Raw genomic sequence first — 15,786 nt, 5'->3', positions numbered from 1 at the left:
CGACCATGGCCGGCCTGTCCGGTCCCGACCCTGAGTGCTTCCGGAACCGGGTGCTCGGCCTTGTTCTTGAGGATCCGATCGTCGGCTGACTGCGGCGGGCCGGCAGGGCGGGGCGGGGCGGATGCCCGTCACTCGCTCTCACCATGAAGACACAGCTCAGCGGCGCTTGCCGACCCTCCGTTGCGAGCGTTCTCGCGGGCGGCACATACTGGAGGGGATGAAGCAATCCAGCGGCGCGTCCCGTCGTCACATGCCCACCAGTCCCTTCAAACCCCCGCCTCCGGCCCCACCTGCCGAGCAGTTCAGCGTGAACGACCAGGTCACACATGATCGGTATGGCCTTGGCGTCGTCACCGGCGTGGAAGACGATGCCGCCGTGGTCGTCGATTTCGGATCGCGGCAGGAACGCATCACGGCACCGTTCAAGAAGCTGTACAAACTCTGAGTCCGTCGGGCGGACCTCTACAGGTGCGACTCCGCATCATCGAGCACGCCCTCGTTCCCGATGCTCCGTGAGGAACGCCTCGACCCGTGAGAGAGGGGTCGACGGGACGCCTCGTCGTCACCGGGCCGAGGGCGAAGCGTCGCAACGATCTCGTCGATCAAGGCGTCGTCGAGGCGGGCAATGACGTACTCGGGCACGGTGTCTCCGGAGGAACATCAGCTCGAACAGGCGCCGAGCCGGCCCCGGGCGGTTCTCCCCGTCCGCGGTCGTCATGGTGCCGAACCACGTCCGGGCTGAACGCGTGTGCCGCACCCTGAACATCGGGCAGCAGAGACCTCCTCATCCGCTGCCCCACATCAGGCTGCGTGCTCTGTTCCGGAGCTGATCGTCGAACTGTCGGCCAGGGCGTCGGTCAGCAGGCGTCCGGGACGTAGGACAGGTTCAGCTCGTCGAGCAGCCCGTGGGCGAGGAGCCACCGCACGGCCGTCGCGGAGCCGGACATCTGGATGTCCCCGTCGGTCTGCTGCTTGAGTTCGCGCAGCCTGCCCGCGACGTCACCGGAGATGACGGTGGTGGTGTTCCAGTCCGTCTGCTTCAGGGTGTTCGACTTCTCGACGTCCAAGCCCATCCGGATCATCCCTCCTGCTCGCCTCGTGACGCGGAAGTCCCGGCGGGGAACCGGTGGCGAGGTCAGCGGAACACGTGGATGTTCTCGCGCACCCAGTCATCGTAGGTGCGAAGGGGCCGGCCGACGATGTCCTGCACGGACGGCCGCTGGTCGAGTGTCCACTGGACGAGTTCGGCGTATCGGGCGCCGTACTCCTCAAGGGCGTACAGCGTCACGTCGATCGCGCCGTCGGGCCAGCCGAGACGTCGCCAGATGGCCCGGCTCTCGTGCGGTGCGAGCTCTACCGTGTCGATGTCGCGGCCGAGTGCGGCGGCGATGCTCCGGATCCGCGAACGGGTGCTCAACGGCAGGCCCACCGCCTCGAGAACCGTCCCGGTGTGGCGGTCGCCGACCAGGGCCGCGGTCGCCACGGCGGCGAGGTCCTCCTCATGGATGAACGGGTAGTGGCCCTGGTCGAGGAAGGCCTCCCGGACCACGCCGTCGGCGCGGACCGTGTCGGGCCAGTCCGACCCTGTCGCCGGGTAGGTGCCCTCGACGGCGGCGCCCATCACGGCCGACGGCCGGATGTGCGTCCAGGCGAGGCCCGAGCCCTCCACCGCCTGCTCGATCGCCAGCCAGAACCAGGTCTCCGGCGGGTTCGCCTCCTCGTACTCCGGCCCGTGCGACGACAACAGGACGATCTTCCGGACGGCGGCGTCCCGCGCCAGCGTCAGGACGTCCTGGACCGTCGAAGGACGGGCGCCCGCGAGGAACACGGCCTCGACGCCGTCGAACGCCCGGGCGCACTCCAGCGGCCGGGTGATGGAGCCTTCGACGACCTCGACCGTGGCAGGCCAGTCACCGCACTGGTCCGGCTCGGCGATCACCCGCACCTGCCGGCCGACGGCGAGCAGTTGTCGTGCCAGGCACCGCCCGACGATCCCGGTCGGGCTGTTGCCTTCGTCCTTGCGCGGGCTGACAACGGTCAGCAGGCAGACGCCTTCGGATTCATCCCGCTCGAACCTGTCCACGGCAAGACCTTTCAACGCGTCAGCGGAGATCTTGCACCTGCACCTCGTGGCCGAGGGACAAGGCTGCGGATCGAGACGGCGAAGTTTACCCGGATCTCGCCGGCCGAGGAAGCCGACGTCTGCCCAGGGATGGCCGGCGAGGGGCGGACTCCTGGACGCCCCCGGCCCGGTCCGCGGACGCACGGCCGCTTCCTGACGGCGAGGATCGGCGGCGCGACCATACTTGATCATCGGCGTCATCGCTGGGGTGTGCCGAGCCCGCGAAAGGACCGCCTCCTTGCCGAACGACCCCCGGTTATCGAAACCGGCATTCCTGGCCTGGCTGGCGGCTACGGCGGTCGCCGCCATCCCGACGTGGGAGGAGTGGCGTTTCCGGCTCCGGCGTCCTGGCCGGGGTGTTCGTGTACTTCTGGGCGCAGCACACCCTGTGGGGACGGACACCGGGCAAGCGCCTGCTGCGCATCCGCCTCGTCTCGGCACAGACGACAGGACGGCCGACGGCGGGCAAGACGGCCCTCCGCACGCTGTTCTTCCCGCTCCTGATCCTCGAACCGAGGGTCGGGCCGCTCGCCCTTCTCGTGGACGGGCTGTGGGCGCTCCTCGACGCCGACGGCCGAACCCTGCACGACCGATGGGGGAACACCGAGGTCACCCGACGATACGGAGCTTCCAACGCTGAACCCGAGTCGTGACCTGGGGCGGGCGGATGGGTGGGCCGGGGTCGGTGCAGGCCGCGCTCGTGCCTCCCGGCACTGGCGAGTGCCGGCAACGACCTGATCGTGGAGCACGTCATCGAATTCCGGACCTGGCGCGATCCGGACGCGCAGACCCTGACCCCGCCGGAGGCGGGCCGGGTCAGGGCTGGGCGAGGTAGCTCGCCAGGGTGCCGCGGTTGCGCCGGAGGCCGTCGATGCGCTCGTCCATGGCCGCCAGCTCCCGGTCCATGATGGCCCGCAGGTCTGCGCACCAGTCGAACTCGGGCTGGTCACCCACCGTGCACGGCAGCACCACCCGGATCACCTCGGTGGTCAGGCCCGCGTTCAGCAGGGCGCGGACCTTGCGCACGGTGATCACCGCGTCCTCGTCGTAGGTGCGGTAACCGTTCGCGTCACGCGTGGACTCAAGGAGCCCCTGTGCCTCGTAGTAACGCAGCAACCGCGCGCTGACCCCGGTACGCCGGGACAACTCCCCGATCAGCATGTGACCCCGCCCCCTCTGGGGTTGACCTCCAACCGATGTCGAGCTTCAACGTCGCGCCGTGAGCATACATTTCGCGCTGGCCGGGCGGTCGTGGGCCGCGCGGGCGTGATCTCTCGTCAGCGTCGCGGGTGATCCGGGTGCCCACGATCGCGCCCGGTCGACGCCCCGGGTCACCGGAGTTCGGGGGACAGCAGCCCCATCATGAGGAAGTCGTACCGCTTTCCGGCTCTGCGGAACGCCTCCCTACGCCTGCCTTCCTCGACGAACCCGACCTGTTGGTAGGCCCGCACGGCCGCGGTGTTGTCTGCGACGACCCAGAGCATCACCCGGTGCAGGCCCATCTCCTCGAACGCGTACCGGCAGATCACCCGGAGGGCGTCGCTGCCGTAACCGCCGCCCCAGTGGTCGCGATCGCCGATGGCGATGCTCTGCAGGGTGACTTCTCCGTGGACGAAGTCGGTGTCGCCGAGGGCGACGTAGCCGATCAGCCTCCGGCCGTCGAGCGTCTCGATGCCGAGCACCATCTGCTCGAAGGTGTTGCGCGGCCGGTTCTGGCCCTTCTCGATGTTCTGCGCCAGGGAGATGGGTGGGGTGCTGTCCATCCACCGGCCCACCTCGGGGTCGTGGTACCACCGCCACATCGCCTCGCTGTCGGCCGGCTCAAGGGCGCGCAGGCGGACACGTCGTCCGGTCAGCATGAAACCTCCTCGGGGTCGGACGGCAAGACCTACCAAGGCGTCGTTTCCGGACGCAACGGGATTTCCACCGGCGTGTGCGGCGGAAGGCAGGAGCTCAGCACAAGGATGTACGCCGGGTTCGATCGCGGGGAGGAGGCGCCCGCCGGCCGCCGGGCGGCATCCTCGTCGGGTGACGATCGGGCTGCTTCTCACCCTCGCCGCGCTGGCGCTCGTCGACAGCATGAGCTTCGGGACCCTCGGTGTCCCCGTCTTCCTCCTGCTGGCCTCGGAGCGGTCGCAGGTGTCGCGGTTGCTGGTCTACCTCGCGACCGTGGCGCTGTTCTACTTCGTGGCGGGCGTCGCGCTCATGCTGGGGGTGTCCACGGTGGCGGGGAGCCTCGGCGACGCGCTGCACAGCCGGCCGGCGTACTGGGTCCAGCTCGTCCTGGGGGTGGGGCTGTTCGCCCTGAGCTTCCGCTTCGACCCCAAGCGGCGGACGAGGCTCGGCGAGCCCGGACACCGCTTCGAGCCACGGCCGGGCGGTCCGCGGGCCATGGTGCTGCTGGGGCTGACGGCCGGGCTGCTGGAGGTCGCGACGATGGTGCCGTATCTCGCCGCGATGGGCATCATGACGACCGCCGGGCTGCCGGCCGGGCAGTGGGTGCCGTTGCTGGCGGCGTACGTCGTCGTCATGATCGTCCCGTCGCTGGCGCTGCTGGCTCTCCGGGGCGTCGCCGGCGCGTGGCTGGAGCCGAGGCTGCGGCGGCTGCGGGCGTGGATGGCCGGGCACGCGGTGTCGGCGGTCGGCTGGACCCTGGCGATCGCGGGTTTCCTCATCGCCCGGGACGCGGCGTACTACCTTTTCTTCCGATGAACATGGCTCCGTGGATGGTCCTCGTCGGTCCCGCCGCCGCCGGGAAGAGCACCCTCGGCGCGGGACTGGCGGTGGCGAGCGGGCGGACTTTCGTCGATGTGGACGCGCTCGGCGAGGTCTACTACGGCGAGGTGGGCTGGAGCATGGAACGGCTGCGTGACCGGATCCGCGCCGTGGGCCGGGTGGTGCTGGTGCTGCCGTCCCCCGATCCGGAGCGGTCGGTCGAGATCCTGCGGCAGCGGAGCCTGGCGGCCAAGGGGACCGACTGGATCAGCGCGGACGGGCACGACTTCCTCCGCGAGTGGGTGCGTGATCCAGGAGTGCGCGTGCTCGCCACCATGGTGTTCCACACCGAGGGCGAGGGGCCTGAGCAGAGCGTCGGACGTCTCTTGACGATGTGCCGCTGAGCCGGCGCGACGGGACGCCGGTGATCAGGGGGATGGATCGGGTGGCCGCGGAGCGTCCTAGCCGCGCGGGGCGTACATGATGACCAGGACGCCGAGGAGGCAGATCGCCGAGCCGACGACGTCCCAGCGGTCGGGCCGGAACCCGTCCACCACCACGCCCCACAGCAGCGAGCCGGCCACGAACACGCCCCCGTAGGCGGCGAGGATGCGGCCGAAGTGCGGGTCGGGCTGGAACGTGGCGACGAACCCGTACAGGCCGAGCGCGATGACGCCGGCCCCGATCCACACCAGGCCCCGCTGCTCCCGCACCCCCTGCCAGACCAGCCAGGCCCCGCCGATCTCGGCGAGGGCGGCGACCACGAACAGCAGCAGGGAACGGGCGACAGTCACGGCTGCGACTGTAACGGCAGGGGACAGCCTGGGTCGGCGGCGCACGCCGCCAGGTCGTCGCAGCCGGCGTCCACCGCCTGGAGCAGTGTCTCGTGCACGGTCCGCAGGTCGGCGATCCGCTGCTCCACCTCGGCGAGCTTCGCCGCCGCCCGCACCCGCAGGCCTGTGCCATGGCGCCCGGAGCAGCAGCCCGTCCCACGGGCGGCCCCGACGGTAACCCCGGACCCGGGTACGGGGTGCAAGCCCTCTAGCAGAGGAGCCCGCCGTCCTCAGGAGCCGGTTCGCGGGTGGCGGCGATGCCGATGTCGTACCCGCGGACTCCGCCGGCCTCGTGCGCCGCCACGGACAGGAACGCCGTCGCGCCCCCGATGGCCTTGGTGTAGCAGACCCCCTCCGCCGCGGGGAACGGCCGCCAGCCCTCTTGGACGGCGGCACGCGCGTAGAAGGCGGTGAAGTCGCCGCCGGACTCGTAGAACCTGCTCGCGTACGGGAACGGGTCGTCGGGGAAGCAGCCGCCGTGGCGGGCGCGCTGGACGGCGCCCGCGGGGTGGGCGGCGAGGATCGGCTCGGCGGCCAGCACCGGGACCAGATCCTGCTCGGCGGCGCGGCAACCGGACGCGGTCACCGACCCGATGGCCGTCCAGCCGAGCCCGCCGGCCACCAGGGCCACCGCGACCAGGGCCACGACGGTCTTGCGCACGCGTGCCGGCGCCCCCGGAGGCGTCATGGGCCGGGACAGGGTCACGTGGGGACTCTACGGCCGGCGTTCCCGTTGATCAACAGTGGGGAACGCGTGGGTGCGGGCGAGGACGACCGTGGCGAGGACGGGGACGAGGAGCGCCAGGACGGTCCAGGGGAAGGTGGCGGGGCCGTGGAGGTCGAGGAGGAGGCCGCCGGCGACTCCGCCGCCCGCCATGGCGGCGTTCCACAGCGTGACCAGCATGGCCTGGGCGGTGTCGGCGGCGGCGCCGCCCGCGTGGCCGGCGGCGGTCTGCAGCAGGGTGGGGATGCCGCCCCAGCCGAGGCCCCACAGGGCGGCCGCGGCGTACACGAGGGCGGGGCTGCCGGTCGGAAGCACGAGGAGGGTGGCCGCCGCGGCGACGAGGAGGGTGCCGGCGACGGTGAGGGCGCGCAGCCGCCGGTCGATGTGCGCGCCGGTGATCCAGATGCTCGCCAGCGAGGCCGCCCCGAAGACGAGCAGCACCAGGTCGACGGAGGCGCCGAGGCCGAGGTGGTCGAGGAAGGTGGCGATATAGGTGTAGAGGACGGTGTGGGCCAGCACGAAGACGAGGGTGACGAACAGGATGGCGGCCACGCCGGGGACGGCGAGCGTGCGCAGGATCGGGTGACGGCCTTCGCGGGGCAGGCCGGGCTGGTCGGGGACGAGCGCGGCGATCCAGCCGACCAGGACGACGGCCAGCGCGGTCATCACCCAGAACGTCGTCCGCCAGCCGAGCGCCCCGCCGAGCCAGGTGCCGGCAGGCACGCCCAGCGACAGGGCGGCCGGGATGCCCGCCATGACGATCGCCATCGCCTTGCCCTGCAGGTGGGCGGGCGCCAGCCGGCGGGCGTACCCGGCCAGCAACGCCCAGATCACGCCCGCGGCCACGCCCGCGACGAACCTGGCGGCCAGCGTCAGGGGGAAGTGCGCCGAGACGGCCGTGACCGTGTTGGCCAGCGCGAACCCGGCCACGCCGGCCAGCAGCAGGCGCTTGCGCCGCCACCCGGCCGTGGCGGCGGTGAGCGGGATCGCCGAGACCGCCGTTCCGACGGCGTAGACGGTGACGAGTTGCCCGGTGGCGGACTCGCTGACGCCGAGGCCGGCGCTCATGGCGGGCAGGACGCCCGCGGGCAGCGCCTCGGTGAGTACGGTGACGAAGGCGGCCGTGGTCAGGGCGGCCAGGGCGGCCAGCGGCAGTGCCCGGGTGCCGGTGTCCGGGCGGGAGGCGGTGTCGTTGCTCATGCCGCGTATGCTCGAACCTTCACATCGATGTGAAGGTCAACACGGCTGGGTGTGAGGTGGGCCACATGCGGATCGGCGAGCTGGCGGAGCGCACCGGGACGGCGCGGCGGCTGCTGCGCTACTACGAGGAGCAGGGGCTGATCGCCGCCTGCCGGGCCGCCAACGGCTACCGCGAGTTCGACGAGCGCATGGTGGACCGGGTCCTGCAGATCAGGGGCCTACTGGACGCCGGGCTGCCGACGCGGATCATCAAGCAGATCCTGCCCTGCCTGGACAGCCCGCGGGTCATCCACTTCTCCGACGCGACACCGGAGATGATCGCCACGCTGGAGGTCCAGCGCGACCGGATGACGCAGCGCATCTCGTGCCTGACCCGCAACCGGGACGCCATCGCCGCCTACCTCGAGGAGGTACGCGGCGACGGGTGACGGCCCGGCCGGTTCGCGGGCTACGACCGGGGCTTGGTGCAGGTGCCGGGGATGTAGCCGGTCATGCCGTTGTAGGTGATGTACTGCCAGACGGCCGAGGTCTTGCCGCAGAGGGTGTAGCGCTCGCCGTCCTCGCCGTGGTGGCAGCTGAACGTCTTGTTCTTGAGGACGAGGCCGAGGGGCGTGGCGTTCACCTTGGGCTTCGTCCGGATCTTGATGTTCTCCTTGGCGATGGCGTACCCGCCGTACAGGCAGTAACGCCGGGCCGCCGCCTGCGCGGCGGGCTCGGCCGTCGCCGCCGGTGTGGCGGGCGAGGCGCCGGCCGGTGCGGCGGGCGCGAGGGTGCCGGCGGCGACGGCCGCGGCGAGCGTCAGCGTGCGCAATCCCTGCTTCATCGTCATCATGGTGTTTCCCCCGTGGTTCGCTCGAGCCGAGCAAGATCGCTCTAGAGGTATCAGGGAAGCGACGCCATTAACGGGACAATCCGGCCCAATGTGACTTAAACCACTCCGGCGGTGCAGCATGGCGTTTCGGGGACGTGACGGCGGGTAAGGCCGCGGGTAGCTTCCGAGTCGCCGGAAGATGCCTGATGACCAGGGGCTTCGAGATGTCCCGGATCACGCTGACGAGCGCCGCACGCGCAGCGCTCCACCCTGACGAAGTGGTCTTCTTCGACTGGCACGTCACCGGCCTGTGCTGCGCGGACGCCGGGGAGTTCTCGGTCAGGCCGCTGCGCCGGTCGCGGCTGCCCCGGCGGGCGCGCCGGCTCGGGGGCGGTCCGGTGTACGCCCACCCCGTCGCCTGGGTGCACCTCGTCGAGCTGCCGGTCACGGTCGACTGCCGCCCGCTGTGGCGCTGGCGGCGGTTCACGACCGATCTGCCGCCGGACGCCGGGCTGCGCTGCTGCCTCGGCCGTCCCGTCATGGGAGAACACCCCGGGAGGTAACCGGTGAACGTGCGTTCCATCATCATCTGGACGGCCGTGGCCCTCGTCGGCGCGACGGGCTGGGCGGTGCTGGCCCTGTCCCGGGGCGAGAACGTCAACGCGGTGTGGCTGCTCGCCGCCGCGCTGGGGTCGTACGCCATCGCCTACCGCTTCTACGCCCGGTTCATCCTGAAGAAGGTGCTGGGCGCCGACGACCGGCGGGCGACACCCGCCGAGCGGCTGAACAACGGCATCGACTACCACCCGACGGACCGGCGCATCCTGTTCGGCCACCACTTCGCGGCGATCGCGGGGGCCGGGCCGCTGGTGGGGCCGGTGCTGGCGGCGCAGATGGGCTACCTGCCGGGCACCATCTGGATCGTCGCCGGGGTGATCTTCGCCGGGGCGGTGCAGGACATGGTCATCCTGTTCTTCTCGATGCGGCGCGACGGCAAGAGCCTCGGCCAGATGGCCCGCGAGGAGATCGGCCCGGTGGGCGGGGCGGCGGCGCTCGTCGCGGTCTTCGCCATCATGATCATCCTGCTGGCCGTGCTGGCGCTGGTCGTCGTGGGAGCGCTGGCCAGGTCGCCCTGGGGCGTCTTCTCCATCGCGATGACCATTCCGATCGCCTTCTTCATGGGTTTCTACCTGCGGGTGCTGCGGCCCGGCCGGGTCGTGGAGACGACCGTGATCGGGGTCGCGCTGCTGATCCTGGCGATCATGGCCGGCGGGTGGGTGCAGGAGTCGAGCTGGGCGCCGGTGTTCACGCTGAGCCCGTCGGCGCTGGCGTTGTGGCTGGTCGCGTACGGGTTCGTCGCGGCCGTCCTGCCCGTGTGGATGCTGCTGGCGCCACGCGACTACCTGTCCACGTTCATGAAGATCGGCACGATCGCGCTGATCGCGGTGGGCGTGCTCGTCACGACGCCGCCGCTGCGCAACACCGCCTTCACCCCGTTCGCCTTCAGCGGTGACGGGCCGGTCTTCGCCGGGTCGCTGTTCCCGTTCGTGTTCATCATCATCGCGTGCGGGGCGCTGTCGGGGTTCCACGCGCTGATCTCGTCGGGTACGACCCCCAAGATGATCCAGAAGGAGCGCCAGGTCCGGCTGATCGGTTACGGCTCCATGCTGATGGAGTCGTTCGTCGCCGTCATGGCCATCACGGCAGCGTCGGTGCTGAGCCCCGGCCTCTACTTCGCGATGAACTCCCCCGCCGGGGTGGTGGGCGCGACCGTGCAGTCCGCCTCGGAGGCGGTCACCAACATGGGCTTCGTCATCACCCCCGAGCAACTCCAGGCCGCGGCGGCGTCCGTGCAGGAGGAGACGCTCGTGGCGCGCACCGGCGGCGCGCCGACGCTGGCCGTGGGCATCTCGCAGATCTTCTCGGGCTTCCTCGGCGGGACGGCGCTGCAGGCGTTCTGGTACCACTTCGCAATCATGTTCGAGGCGCTGTTCATCCTCACCACGGTCGACGCGGGCACCCGGGTCGGACGGTTCATGCTGCAGGACACGCTGGGCAACCTGTGGAAGCCGATCGCGCGGGTGAGCTGGTGGCCGGGTCTGATGGCGACCAGCGCGGTGGTCGTGGCAGCCTGGGGATACTTCCTCTACCAGGGCGTCAACGACCCGCTCGGCGGCATCAACCAGCTCTTCCCGCTGTTCGGCATCGCCAACCAGCTCCTCGCGGCGGTGGCGCTCACGGTGGCCACCACGCTGCTGATCAAGAGCGGGCGGCTGAAGTGGGCGTGGGTCACGGCGGTGCCGCTGGCCTGGGACGTGGCGGTCACGCTGACCGCGAGCTGGCAGAAGGTCTTCTCGGCCGATCCCGGGCTCGGCTTCTTCGCCCAGCGCGAGCGCTACCAGACCGCCCTGGAGCAGGGGCAGGTCCTGGCCCCGGCCAAGTCCGAGGCCGCGATGCGGCAGATCGTGGTCAACTCCACCGTGGACGGCGTCCTCGCGGCGCTGTTCGCCGTGCTGATCATCATCGTGCTGCTCGACGCGTTCCGGGTGTGGGTGAGGGCGATCCGGTCGCCTGAGCCGCTGCCGAGCACCGAGGCGCCGTTCGAGGAGTCGCGGATCCTCGCGCCGGCCGGGCTCCTCGCCAGCCGCGAGGAGAAGCAGTCGATGGCAGGGACCGCCGGCGGCCCCTAGGGCATGTCATGTCCACCCCGCCCCCGACGCCACTGGCACCGCGCTGCAGCAGCTGCGTGAGCACCTCGACGAACAATTCGACGAGGTCCACGCCCGCCTGACCAGCATGGAAGTGGCGGCCAACGACGAGCTCGCCGCCCGGCGGGCAGACTCCTAGATCACCGACCCGCAGGCAGCTGGGGACCTGCCGCCCCCGGGCCCTGCCACCTCACGCGGGCGACTGACGCGGTCATCTGCCGGTGCAGATGGGGGCGACCGCCATCAGGGCTGGCCAGGCGCGGTCGACGGCGATGTTCGTTTGGTCGACTCACGCGGAAAGCGCCCGTGACCATCACGGCTTGAGGGGCGCAACCGTCCAGGCCTTGGTGCCGTCGAGGCCCGCTCGACGAGCCTGGTGTCCGGCACGAGCCGGCGGCGTACTCCGGCTCGTCGGCCTGCCTCCGGCCGCCAGTCTCGCCTCATGAAATGCCGACAGATAACCACCAGACTACTTATAGTGATCGCGTGGAAACGGATGATCTGTGTACTCACCTGATCATTCTCGGCTTACGCCAACAAACCGCCCGCGTGTACGTGCAGCTACTCTCAATGCGGCAGGCGACCGAGGCGGCGCTCGCCGAGGCCCTGGACCTGCGACCCGAGCAGGCACGTGCCGCGTTGAAGGAGCTCACCACCTGGGGCCTGGTGGGCCGGCACGACGCCAGCGGCTTCCGCGCGGTGGTGCCCGAGGTCGGGCTCGACGCGCTGGTCAGGCGGCGGCAGGCCGACGTCGAGCGGGCGCGCATCGCCGTGGGCCACGCCTTCGAGACGCAACGCAGGACCACCCGCAGGGCCGAGGTCGACTCGCCGGTCGAGGTGGTGACCGGCCCGGCGGTGAAGCTGCGCATCCGGCAGCTCGTCAACAGCGTCCGGCACGAGATCCGGCGGCTCGACCGGCCGCCGCACCTGTTCGGGCCCGTCAACAGGGCGGAGATCGAGCAGCTGGCCCGCGGTGTGACCTACCGAGTGGTCTACGCGCGAGAGTCCCTGGAACTCCCCGACTACCTGGAGGAGAACGTCACGCCGTGCGTGGAGGCCGGGGAGCAGGCACGCGTCGCCGCGGAACTGCCGGTGAACATGACCATCCTCGACAAGGACCTCGCGTGGCTCACCAGGCCGGAGGATGGCCAGGACGGAACTCTGACGATCGTCTACCCGGGGGGCCTGCTGGAGGCGCTCGTCGGCCTGTTCGAGATCTGCTGGAAGACCGCCGTCCCCCTCCACCTGGCAGCCGGAACGGGACCGTCGATCCGCGCGGCGGACCGCAGGCTCCTCGTGCTGCTCAACGCGGGGGTCAGCGACACCCGGGCAGCCCAGAGCCTCGGGATGAGCCGCAGGACCTTCTACCGCCGGCTGGAGCAGCTGATGGCCCTGACGGCCACGACCAGCAGGTTCCAGCTGGCCGTCGCGGCGGCCCAGCGGGGCTGGCTGTAGACGTGCTCGACGGAAGGGAGCGCAAACGGTGACCCAGCAGCAGTCGCATGAGGAGTTACGCAGGTCCCTCGACGAGGCGCTGGACGCCGGGCCGTTCAGCGTCGCGCTGAGGCTGGCCATCCAGCTCGGTGGCCTGAGCCTCGACCGCCTCCAGCACCGCCTGCGCGAGCAGGGGATCTCGGTGAGCAGGACTGCGCTGAGCTACTGGCAGTCCGGCCGCACCCAGCCCGAACGAGCCGAGTCCATCCGGGCGCTGCGCGCCCTGGAGCAGGTGCTCGACGTGCCGGCCGGGTCGCTCGTCGGCCTGCTCGGGCCACCGCGCCCGCGCGGCCGGTGGACCGGGCCCCACACGCTCCGCCCGGTCCGGCCGGACCGGTCGTGGGCCAGGCCGGAGGGGCTGTTGCGGGTGCTGGCCCAGGTTGAGGCGACCCCCGAGACCATGGCGTACCTGCTGCAGCGGCGGCGCAGCACGCTGGTGCGGCTCGACGCGCACCGGCAGATCCGCTCGGTCTTCATGCAGGTGGTGATGGAGGCGCAGCGCCCCCACGTGCGCCGGGCGCTCATGGTCCACCACTTCCACATGGCCGGGGTGCCCGGCCCGGCCATCGAGCAGCCCCGGGGCTGGCGGCCCGGCAGGGTCAGGAGCGACCCGGAGACCGGCTTCGAGGTCCACGAGATGATCCTCGACCGTATCCTCCCGCAGGGCGCGACCGCGGTGGCGGAGTACACCCTCGCCTTCCCGCCCGGCCACCTCGACCCGCACACCGCACACCGGGTGGTGTCCGGGACGCGCGAGCTGACCATCGAGGTGGTCTTCGACCCGGCGGCGCTGCCCCCGCTGTGCCGCGGCTTCTACCAGCCGTCGATCGCGCACCCGCGGACCGCGACGGAGGAGCTGTGGATCGGCGGCACGGGCACCGCCACGTACACGCTCTTCGACCCCGAGCCCGGCATCCACGGCGTGGCCTGGTCGTGGGACTGACTACTCATGGAGGACCGCCGGCGAGGTGGCGTCGCGGCGCAGCAGCCGCGGCGCCCCCGTGCCGTCGGCCGGCACGGCGAACAGCGAGACGCGCCCCCCACCGTCAGGCCGGGCGTAGGCCACGGTCGCGCCGTCCACCCAGGCCGCCTGGTCGTCCACCTCCGCCCGCTCGGCGAGCGGGGTCTCGCGTCCGGTCCCCAGGTCCATGACGTGCAGCCGCCAGCGCGGGCCGGTCCGCTTCTTGTAGGCGATCCGCGTCCCGTCGGGCGACAGCGACGGGCACTCCACGTCGCGGGTCACCGCGGTGAGCCTGCGCGTGGCCAGGTCCCCGCGCAGCAGCCAGATCCGGCCGCCCGACCCCATCGTCGCGTAGAAGGTCCGGTCGTCGGCCGCGAACGTCACGCCCCAGAAGTTCCGGTCCTCCCGCTGGTACGGCCGGCCGTCGACTACTACGGAGAAGTCCTCCAGCGAACCGTGCAGCGTCCCGGACACCGTGTCGTAGATGCCGGTGGTGGTGGCGAACCCGCCCGGGTCGTAGGAGTCGCCGGAGCGGAAGACCGTCCAGGCCGCCAGGCGGCCGCTCGGGGAGACTCGCGCCCTGCTGGGCGTGCCGTCGATGCGGACCGGCTCGGCCATCTCCTTGTCGCCGCGCAGGAACGCCGCCTCGAAACCGGCGGGCACGGCGACGGTCCGCAGGCACACCGTGGTGCCCCCGGCGGTGTAGGCGCGCAGGCAGGTCCGGGCACGGCGGACCGGCGCCGCGCCCGCGTCCGTGACCGGCACCTGCGCGAGGGTCCGGTCGCGGTCCAGGAACACGAGGGTGCCCGGACCGGCCTCGGCCGCGGCCTGCGTGGCCGGCTGCTCGTTCCCGGCCATCGCCCAGGCCACGTAGCCGCCGCCCGCGCAAACCAGCGCCACGATCGAGCAGATGCCAGCGATGATCCGGCGGTGATGGGAGTTCACGACGAGATCTCCTCTCCGCGGGGCGGGAACGCGCAGGCCGGCACCAGCCCCGCCGCCAGCAGCGCGGCGAAGACCACGAAGGAGACGCCCAGGTCCCAGCCCGTGGCGAGCGCGCCGAAGGCGATCGTGCCGCCCATGCGGGCCAGCGCCTGACCGGTCTGGGTGATGGCCAGGCCGCTGGCGCGCAGGTGCTCGGGAAGGTAGGGCGCGAGGTGGGCCATCAGCACCCCGTCGGTGGCCGCGTAGAACAGCCCGTGCAGCAGCAGCACGCACGCGGCGGCGACCGGGCCCTGCCAGGCGGCGGCGAGCAGCCCGTAGGCCGCCGCGAGCAGCGCGTGGCCGGCGACGAACACCTTCCAGCCGCCGACCCGGTCGGCCAGCCTGCCCAGCGGCACCGCCGCGACGAGAAACACCAGCGAGGTGGCCAGGGGCAGCAGCGGCAGCGTGGCCGCGCCGAGCCCGGTCTGCCGCTGGACGCCGACGAAGACGAACGCGTCCCCGGCCGTGACCAGCCCGAGCATGGCCGCGTAGGCCGCCACGCGGCGCAGCGGGCGCCGCGCCAGCAGGCCCCAGCCGTCACGCAGGGACACCCGCGGCCGGGCGGCCGGGGCGATCCGCCGGTCGCGGACGAAGAAGGCCAGGGTCACCACCCCGATCATGGCCAGGCAGAAGCTGGTGACGAAGACCGCGTCGTAGGCGTCGCCGACCGCGGCCACCAGAGCGAACACCACCACTGGCCCGAGCAGCGCGCCCGCCGTGTCCAGCGCCCGATGGACGCCGAAGGCGGCGCCCAGCGCCTGCGCGGGCGTGGCGGCGGTGATGAGGGCATCGCGCGGGGCCGCCCGCAGCCCCTTGCCCGCCCGGTCGACGGCGACCGCCACGCCGATGCCGGAGACCGCCCCGCCGACGAGCGGGAACAGCAGCTTGCTCGCCGCCGACAGACCGTAGCCGGCCAGTGCCACCGCCTTGGGCCGCGCGGACCGGTCGGCCAGGTGGCCGCCCGCCAGCCGCAGCAGCGCGCTCGCGCCCGTGTAGAGGCCGTCGAGCAGTCCCAGCTGCACGAAGCCGGCACCGAGGCCGTACAGCAGGTACATGGGCAGGAACGCGGCGACCATCTCGGCGGAGATGTCGGTGAAGAAGCTCACCATGCCGAGGCCGACCACCGTGGCGGGCACGCGGGCGGATCTCAGCCGCCCGGCCGCCGCGGGCGTCCCGGTGGCCCTCATTGTGGACAGATACACGGTTCACCTTTCCTGGGCGGAGGGCTTGGCAG

At 71.8% G+C, this 15,786-nt stretch carries 20 protein-coding genes; 9 read left to right on the top strand and 11 right to left on the bottom strand.

Annotation, left to right across the window (positions count from 1 at the left end):
- Positions 1–217: 217 nt before the first annotated feature.
- Positions 218–445, top strand: coding sequence for a hypothetical protein (locus tag FHU36_RS33015; protein WP_185088012.1), 228 nt, complete (start codon positions 218–220; stop codon positions 443–445).
- 412 nt (positions 446–857) lie between these two features.
- On the opposite strand, the gene FHU36_RS33010 is transcribed toward FHU36_RS33015, so the two are convergent.
- A complete protein-coding gene (locus FHU36_RS33010) occupies positions 858–1,073 on the bottom strand; it encodes a dihydrofolate reductase family protein (protein WP_246503029.1) in 216 nt (71 codons plus the stop codon).
- Between the two features lie 62 nt (positions 1,074–1,135).
- Positions 1,136–2,083: an SDR family oxidoreductase gene (locus FHU36_RS33005; protein ID WP_312892010.1), complete on the bottom strand. Its 948-nt coding sequence runs from the start codon at positions 2,081–2,083 to the stop codon at positions 1,136–1,138.
- Positions 2,084–2,478: 395 nt separating this feature from the next.
- On the opposite strand from FHU36_RS33005, the gene FHU36_RS33000 reads away from it, so the two are divergent.
- Positions 2,479–2,775 (top strand): RDD family protein, encoded by a 297-nt coding sequence (locus FHU36_RS33000; protein WP_185088009.1) that lies wholly within the window; start codon positions 2,479–2,481, stop codon positions 2,773–2,775.
- A gap of 163 nt (positions 2,776–2,938) precedes the next feature.
- Here the strand turns inward: FHU36_RS33000 and FHU36_RS32995 are convergent, their stop codons facing one another.
- Both FHU36_RS32995 and FHU36_RS32990 read right to left on the bottom strand, forming a co-directional pair.
- Positions 2,939–3,283 (bottom strand): MerR family transcriptional regulator, encoded by a 345-nt coding sequence (locus tag FHU36_RS32995; RefSeq protein WP_185088008.1) that lies wholly within the window; start codon positions 3,281–3,283, stop codon positions 2,939–2,941.
- A 170-nt stretch (positions 3,284–3,453) separates the two neighbouring features.
- Positions 3,454–3,981 carry a GNAT family N-acetyltransferase gene (locus tag FHU36_RS32990; RefSeq protein ID WP_185088007.1) on the bottom strand — a complete coding sequence of 176 codons (528 nt, stop codon included), beginning with the start codon at positions 3,979–3,981 and terminating at the stop codon, positions 3,454–3,456.
- A 169-nt stretch (positions 3,982–4,150) separates the two neighbouring features.
- On the opposite strand from FHU36_RS32990, the gene FHU36_RS32985 reads away from it, so the two are divergent.
- Positions 4,151–4,834 carry a GAP family protein gene (locus tag FHU36_RS32985; protein WP_185088006.1) on the top strand — a complete coding sequence of 228 codons (684 nt, stop codon included), beginning with the start codon at positions 4,151–4,153 and terminating at the stop codon, positions 4,832–4,834.
- Positions 4,831–5,241: a nucleoside/nucleotide kinase family protein gene (locus FHU36_RS32980; protein WP_185088005.1), complete on the top strand. Its 411-nt coding sequence runs from the start codon at positions 4,831–4,833 to the stop codon at positions 5,239–5,241. Before FHU36_RS32985 ends, FHU36_RS32980 begins: the two co-directional genes overlap by 4 nt.
- A gap of 57 nt (positions 5,242–5,298) precedes the next feature.
- Here the strand turns inward: FHU36_RS32980 and FHU36_RS32975 are convergent, their stop codons facing one another.
- The 4 genes from FHU36_RS32975 to FHU36_RS32960 form a co-directional block, all read right to left on the bottom strand.
- A complete protein-coding gene (locus FHU36_RS32975; protein WP_185088004.1) occupies positions 5,299–5,631 on the bottom strand; it encodes a YnfA family protein in 333 nt (110 codons plus the stop codon).
- On the bottom strand, positions 5,628–5,786 hold the full coding sequence (locus FHU36_RS32970) for a MerR family transcriptional regulator (protein WP_185088003.1): 159 nt from the start codon (positions 5,784–5,786) through the stop codon (positions 5,628–5,630). The genes FHU36_RS32975 and FHU36_RS32970 overlap by 4 nt, the downstream gene beginning before the upstream one ends.
- Before the next feature lie 92 nt (positions 5,787–5,878).
- The gene (locus FHU36_RS32965; protein ID WP_185088002.1) at positions 5,879–6,376 is read right to left on the bottom strand and encodes a hypothetical protein; all 498 of its coding nucleotides are present in this window, start codon (positions 6,374–6,376) and stop codon (positions 5,879–5,881) included.
- 9 nt (positions 6,377–6,385) lie between these two features.
- Positions 6,386–7,594 (bottom strand): MFS transporter, encoded by a 1,209-nt coding sequence (locus FHU36_RS32960; RefSeq protein WP_185088001.1) that lies wholly within the window; start codon positions 7,592–7,594, stop codon positions 6,386–6,388.
- A gap of 65 nt (positions 7,595–7,659) precedes the next feature.
- Between FHU36_RS32960 and FHU36_RS32955 the strand changes: the two genes are divergently transcribed.
- Positions 7,660–8,022, top strand: a complete 363-nt coding sequence (locus tag FHU36_RS32955) for a MerR family transcriptional regulator (RefSeq protein WP_185088000.1) — start codon at positions 7,660–7,662, stop codon at positions 8,020–8,022.
- Positions 8,023–8,042: 20 nt separating this feature from the next.
- On the opposite strand, the gene FHU36_RS32950 is transcribed toward FHU36_RS32955, so the two are convergent.
- A complete protein-coding gene (locus FHU36_RS32950) occupies positions 8,043–8,417 on the bottom strand; it encodes a hypothetical protein (protein WP_185087999.1) in 375 nt (124 codons plus the stop codon).
- Positions 8,418–8,611: 194 nt separating this feature from the next.
- Between FHU36_RS32950 and FHU36_RS32945 the strand changes: the two genes are divergently transcribed.
- The 4 genes from FHU36_RS32945 to FHU36_RS32930 all read left to right on the top strand — a co-directional run bounded on the left by FHU36_RS32945 (position 8,612) and on the right by FHU36_RS32930 (position 13,550).
- The gene (locus FHU36_RS32945; RefSeq protein WP_246503028.1) at positions 8,612–8,968 is read left to right on the top strand and encodes a hypothetical protein; all 357 of its coding nucleotides are present in this window, start codon (positions 8,612–8,614) and stop codon (positions 8,966–8,968) included.
- A gap of 3 nt (positions 8,969–8,971) precedes the next feature.
- The gene (locus tag FHU36_RS32940; protein WP_185087998.1) at positions 8,972–11,095 is read left to right on the top strand and encodes a carbon starvation CstA family protein; all 2,124 of its coding nucleotides are present in this window, start codon (positions 8,972–8,974) and stop codon (positions 11,093–11,095) included.
- 588 nt (positions 11,096–11,683) lie between these two features.
- Entirely contained in the window at positions 11,684–12,568 is an 885-nt protein-coding gene (locus FHU36_RS32935) for a TrmB family transcriptional regulator (protein ID WP_185087997.1), read from the top strand.
- A gap of 28 nt (positions 12,569–12,596) precedes the next feature.
- A complete protein-coding gene (locus FHU36_RS32930) occupies positions 12,597–13,550 on the top strand; it encodes a hypothetical protein (protein ID WP_185087996.1) in 954 nt (317 codons plus the stop codon).
- On the opposite strand, the gene FHU36_RS32925 is transcribed toward FHU36_RS32930, so the two are convergent.
- Together FHU36_RS32925 and FHU36_RS32920 are read right to left on the bottom strand one after the other, a co-directional pair.
- On the bottom strand, positions 13,551–14,513 hold the full coding sequence (locus tag FHU36_RS32925; RefSeq protein WP_221497064.1) for a TolB-like translocation protein: 963 nt from the start codon (positions 14,511–14,513) through the stop codon (positions 13,551–13,553).
- A complete protein-coding gene (locus FHU36_RS32920; RefSeq protein ID WP_185087995.1) occupies positions 14,510–15,754 on the bottom strand; it encodes an MFS transporter in 1,245 nt (414 codons plus the stop codon). The genes FHU36_RS32925 and FHU36_RS32920 overlap by 4 nt, the downstream gene beginning before the upstream one ends.
- Positions 15,755–15,786 lie beyond the last annotated feature (32 nt).

Source organism: Nonomuraea muscovyensis (assembly GCF_014207745.1).
Classification (GTDB): domain Bacteria; phylum Actinomycetota; class Actinomycetes; order Streptosporangiales; family Streptosporangiaceae; genus Nonomuraea; species Nonomuraea muscovyensis.
Note: the sequence above shows the minus strand (reverse complement) of the source record. Positions and strands in the feature narration are given on the sequence as shown.

Bases quoted from the DNA above. Each gene is read 5' to 3' on its own strand.
- FHU36_RS33015 (WP_185088012.1), top strand. From the start codon at position 218: ATGAAGCAATCCAGCGGCGCGTCCCGTCGTCACATGCCCACCAGTCCC.
- FHU36_RS33010 (WP_246503029.1), bottom strand. From the start codon at position 1,073: ATGGGCTTGGACGTCGAGAAGTCGAACACCCTGAAGCAGACGGACTGG.
- FHU36_RS32995 (WP_185088008.1), bottom strand. From the start codon at position 3,283: ATGCTGATCGGGGAGTTGTCCCGGCGTACCGGGGTCAGCGCGCGGTTG.
- FHU36_RS32990 (WP_185088007.1), bottom strand. From the start codon at position 3,981: ATGCTGACCGGACGACGTGTCCGCCTGCGCGCCCTTGAGCCGGCCGAC.
- FHU36_RS32980 (WP_185088005.1), top strand. From the start codon at position 4,831: ATGAACATGGCTCCGTGGATGGTCCTCGTCGGTCCCGCCGCCGCCGGG.
- FHU36_RS32960 (WP_185088001.1), bottom strand. From the start codon at position 7,594: ATGAGCAACGACACCGCCTCCCGCCCGGACACCGGCACCCGGGCACTG.
- FHU36_RS32955 (WP_185088000.1), top strand. From the start codon at position 7,660: ATGCGGATCGGCGAGCTGGCGGAGCGCACCGGGACGGCGCGGCGGCTG.
- FHU36_RS32950 (WP_185087999.1), bottom strand. From the start codon at position 8,417: ATGAAGCAGGGATTGCGCACGCTGACGCTCGCCGCGGCCGTCGCCGCC.
- FHU36_RS32945 (WP_246503028.1), top strand. From the start codon at position 8,612: ATGACCAGGGGCTTCGAGATGTCCCGGATCACGCTGACGAGCGCCGCA.
- FHU36_RS32935 (WP_185087997.1), top strand. From the start codon at position 11,684: ATGCGGCAGGCGACCGAGGCGGCGCTCGCCGAGGCCCTGGACCTGCGA.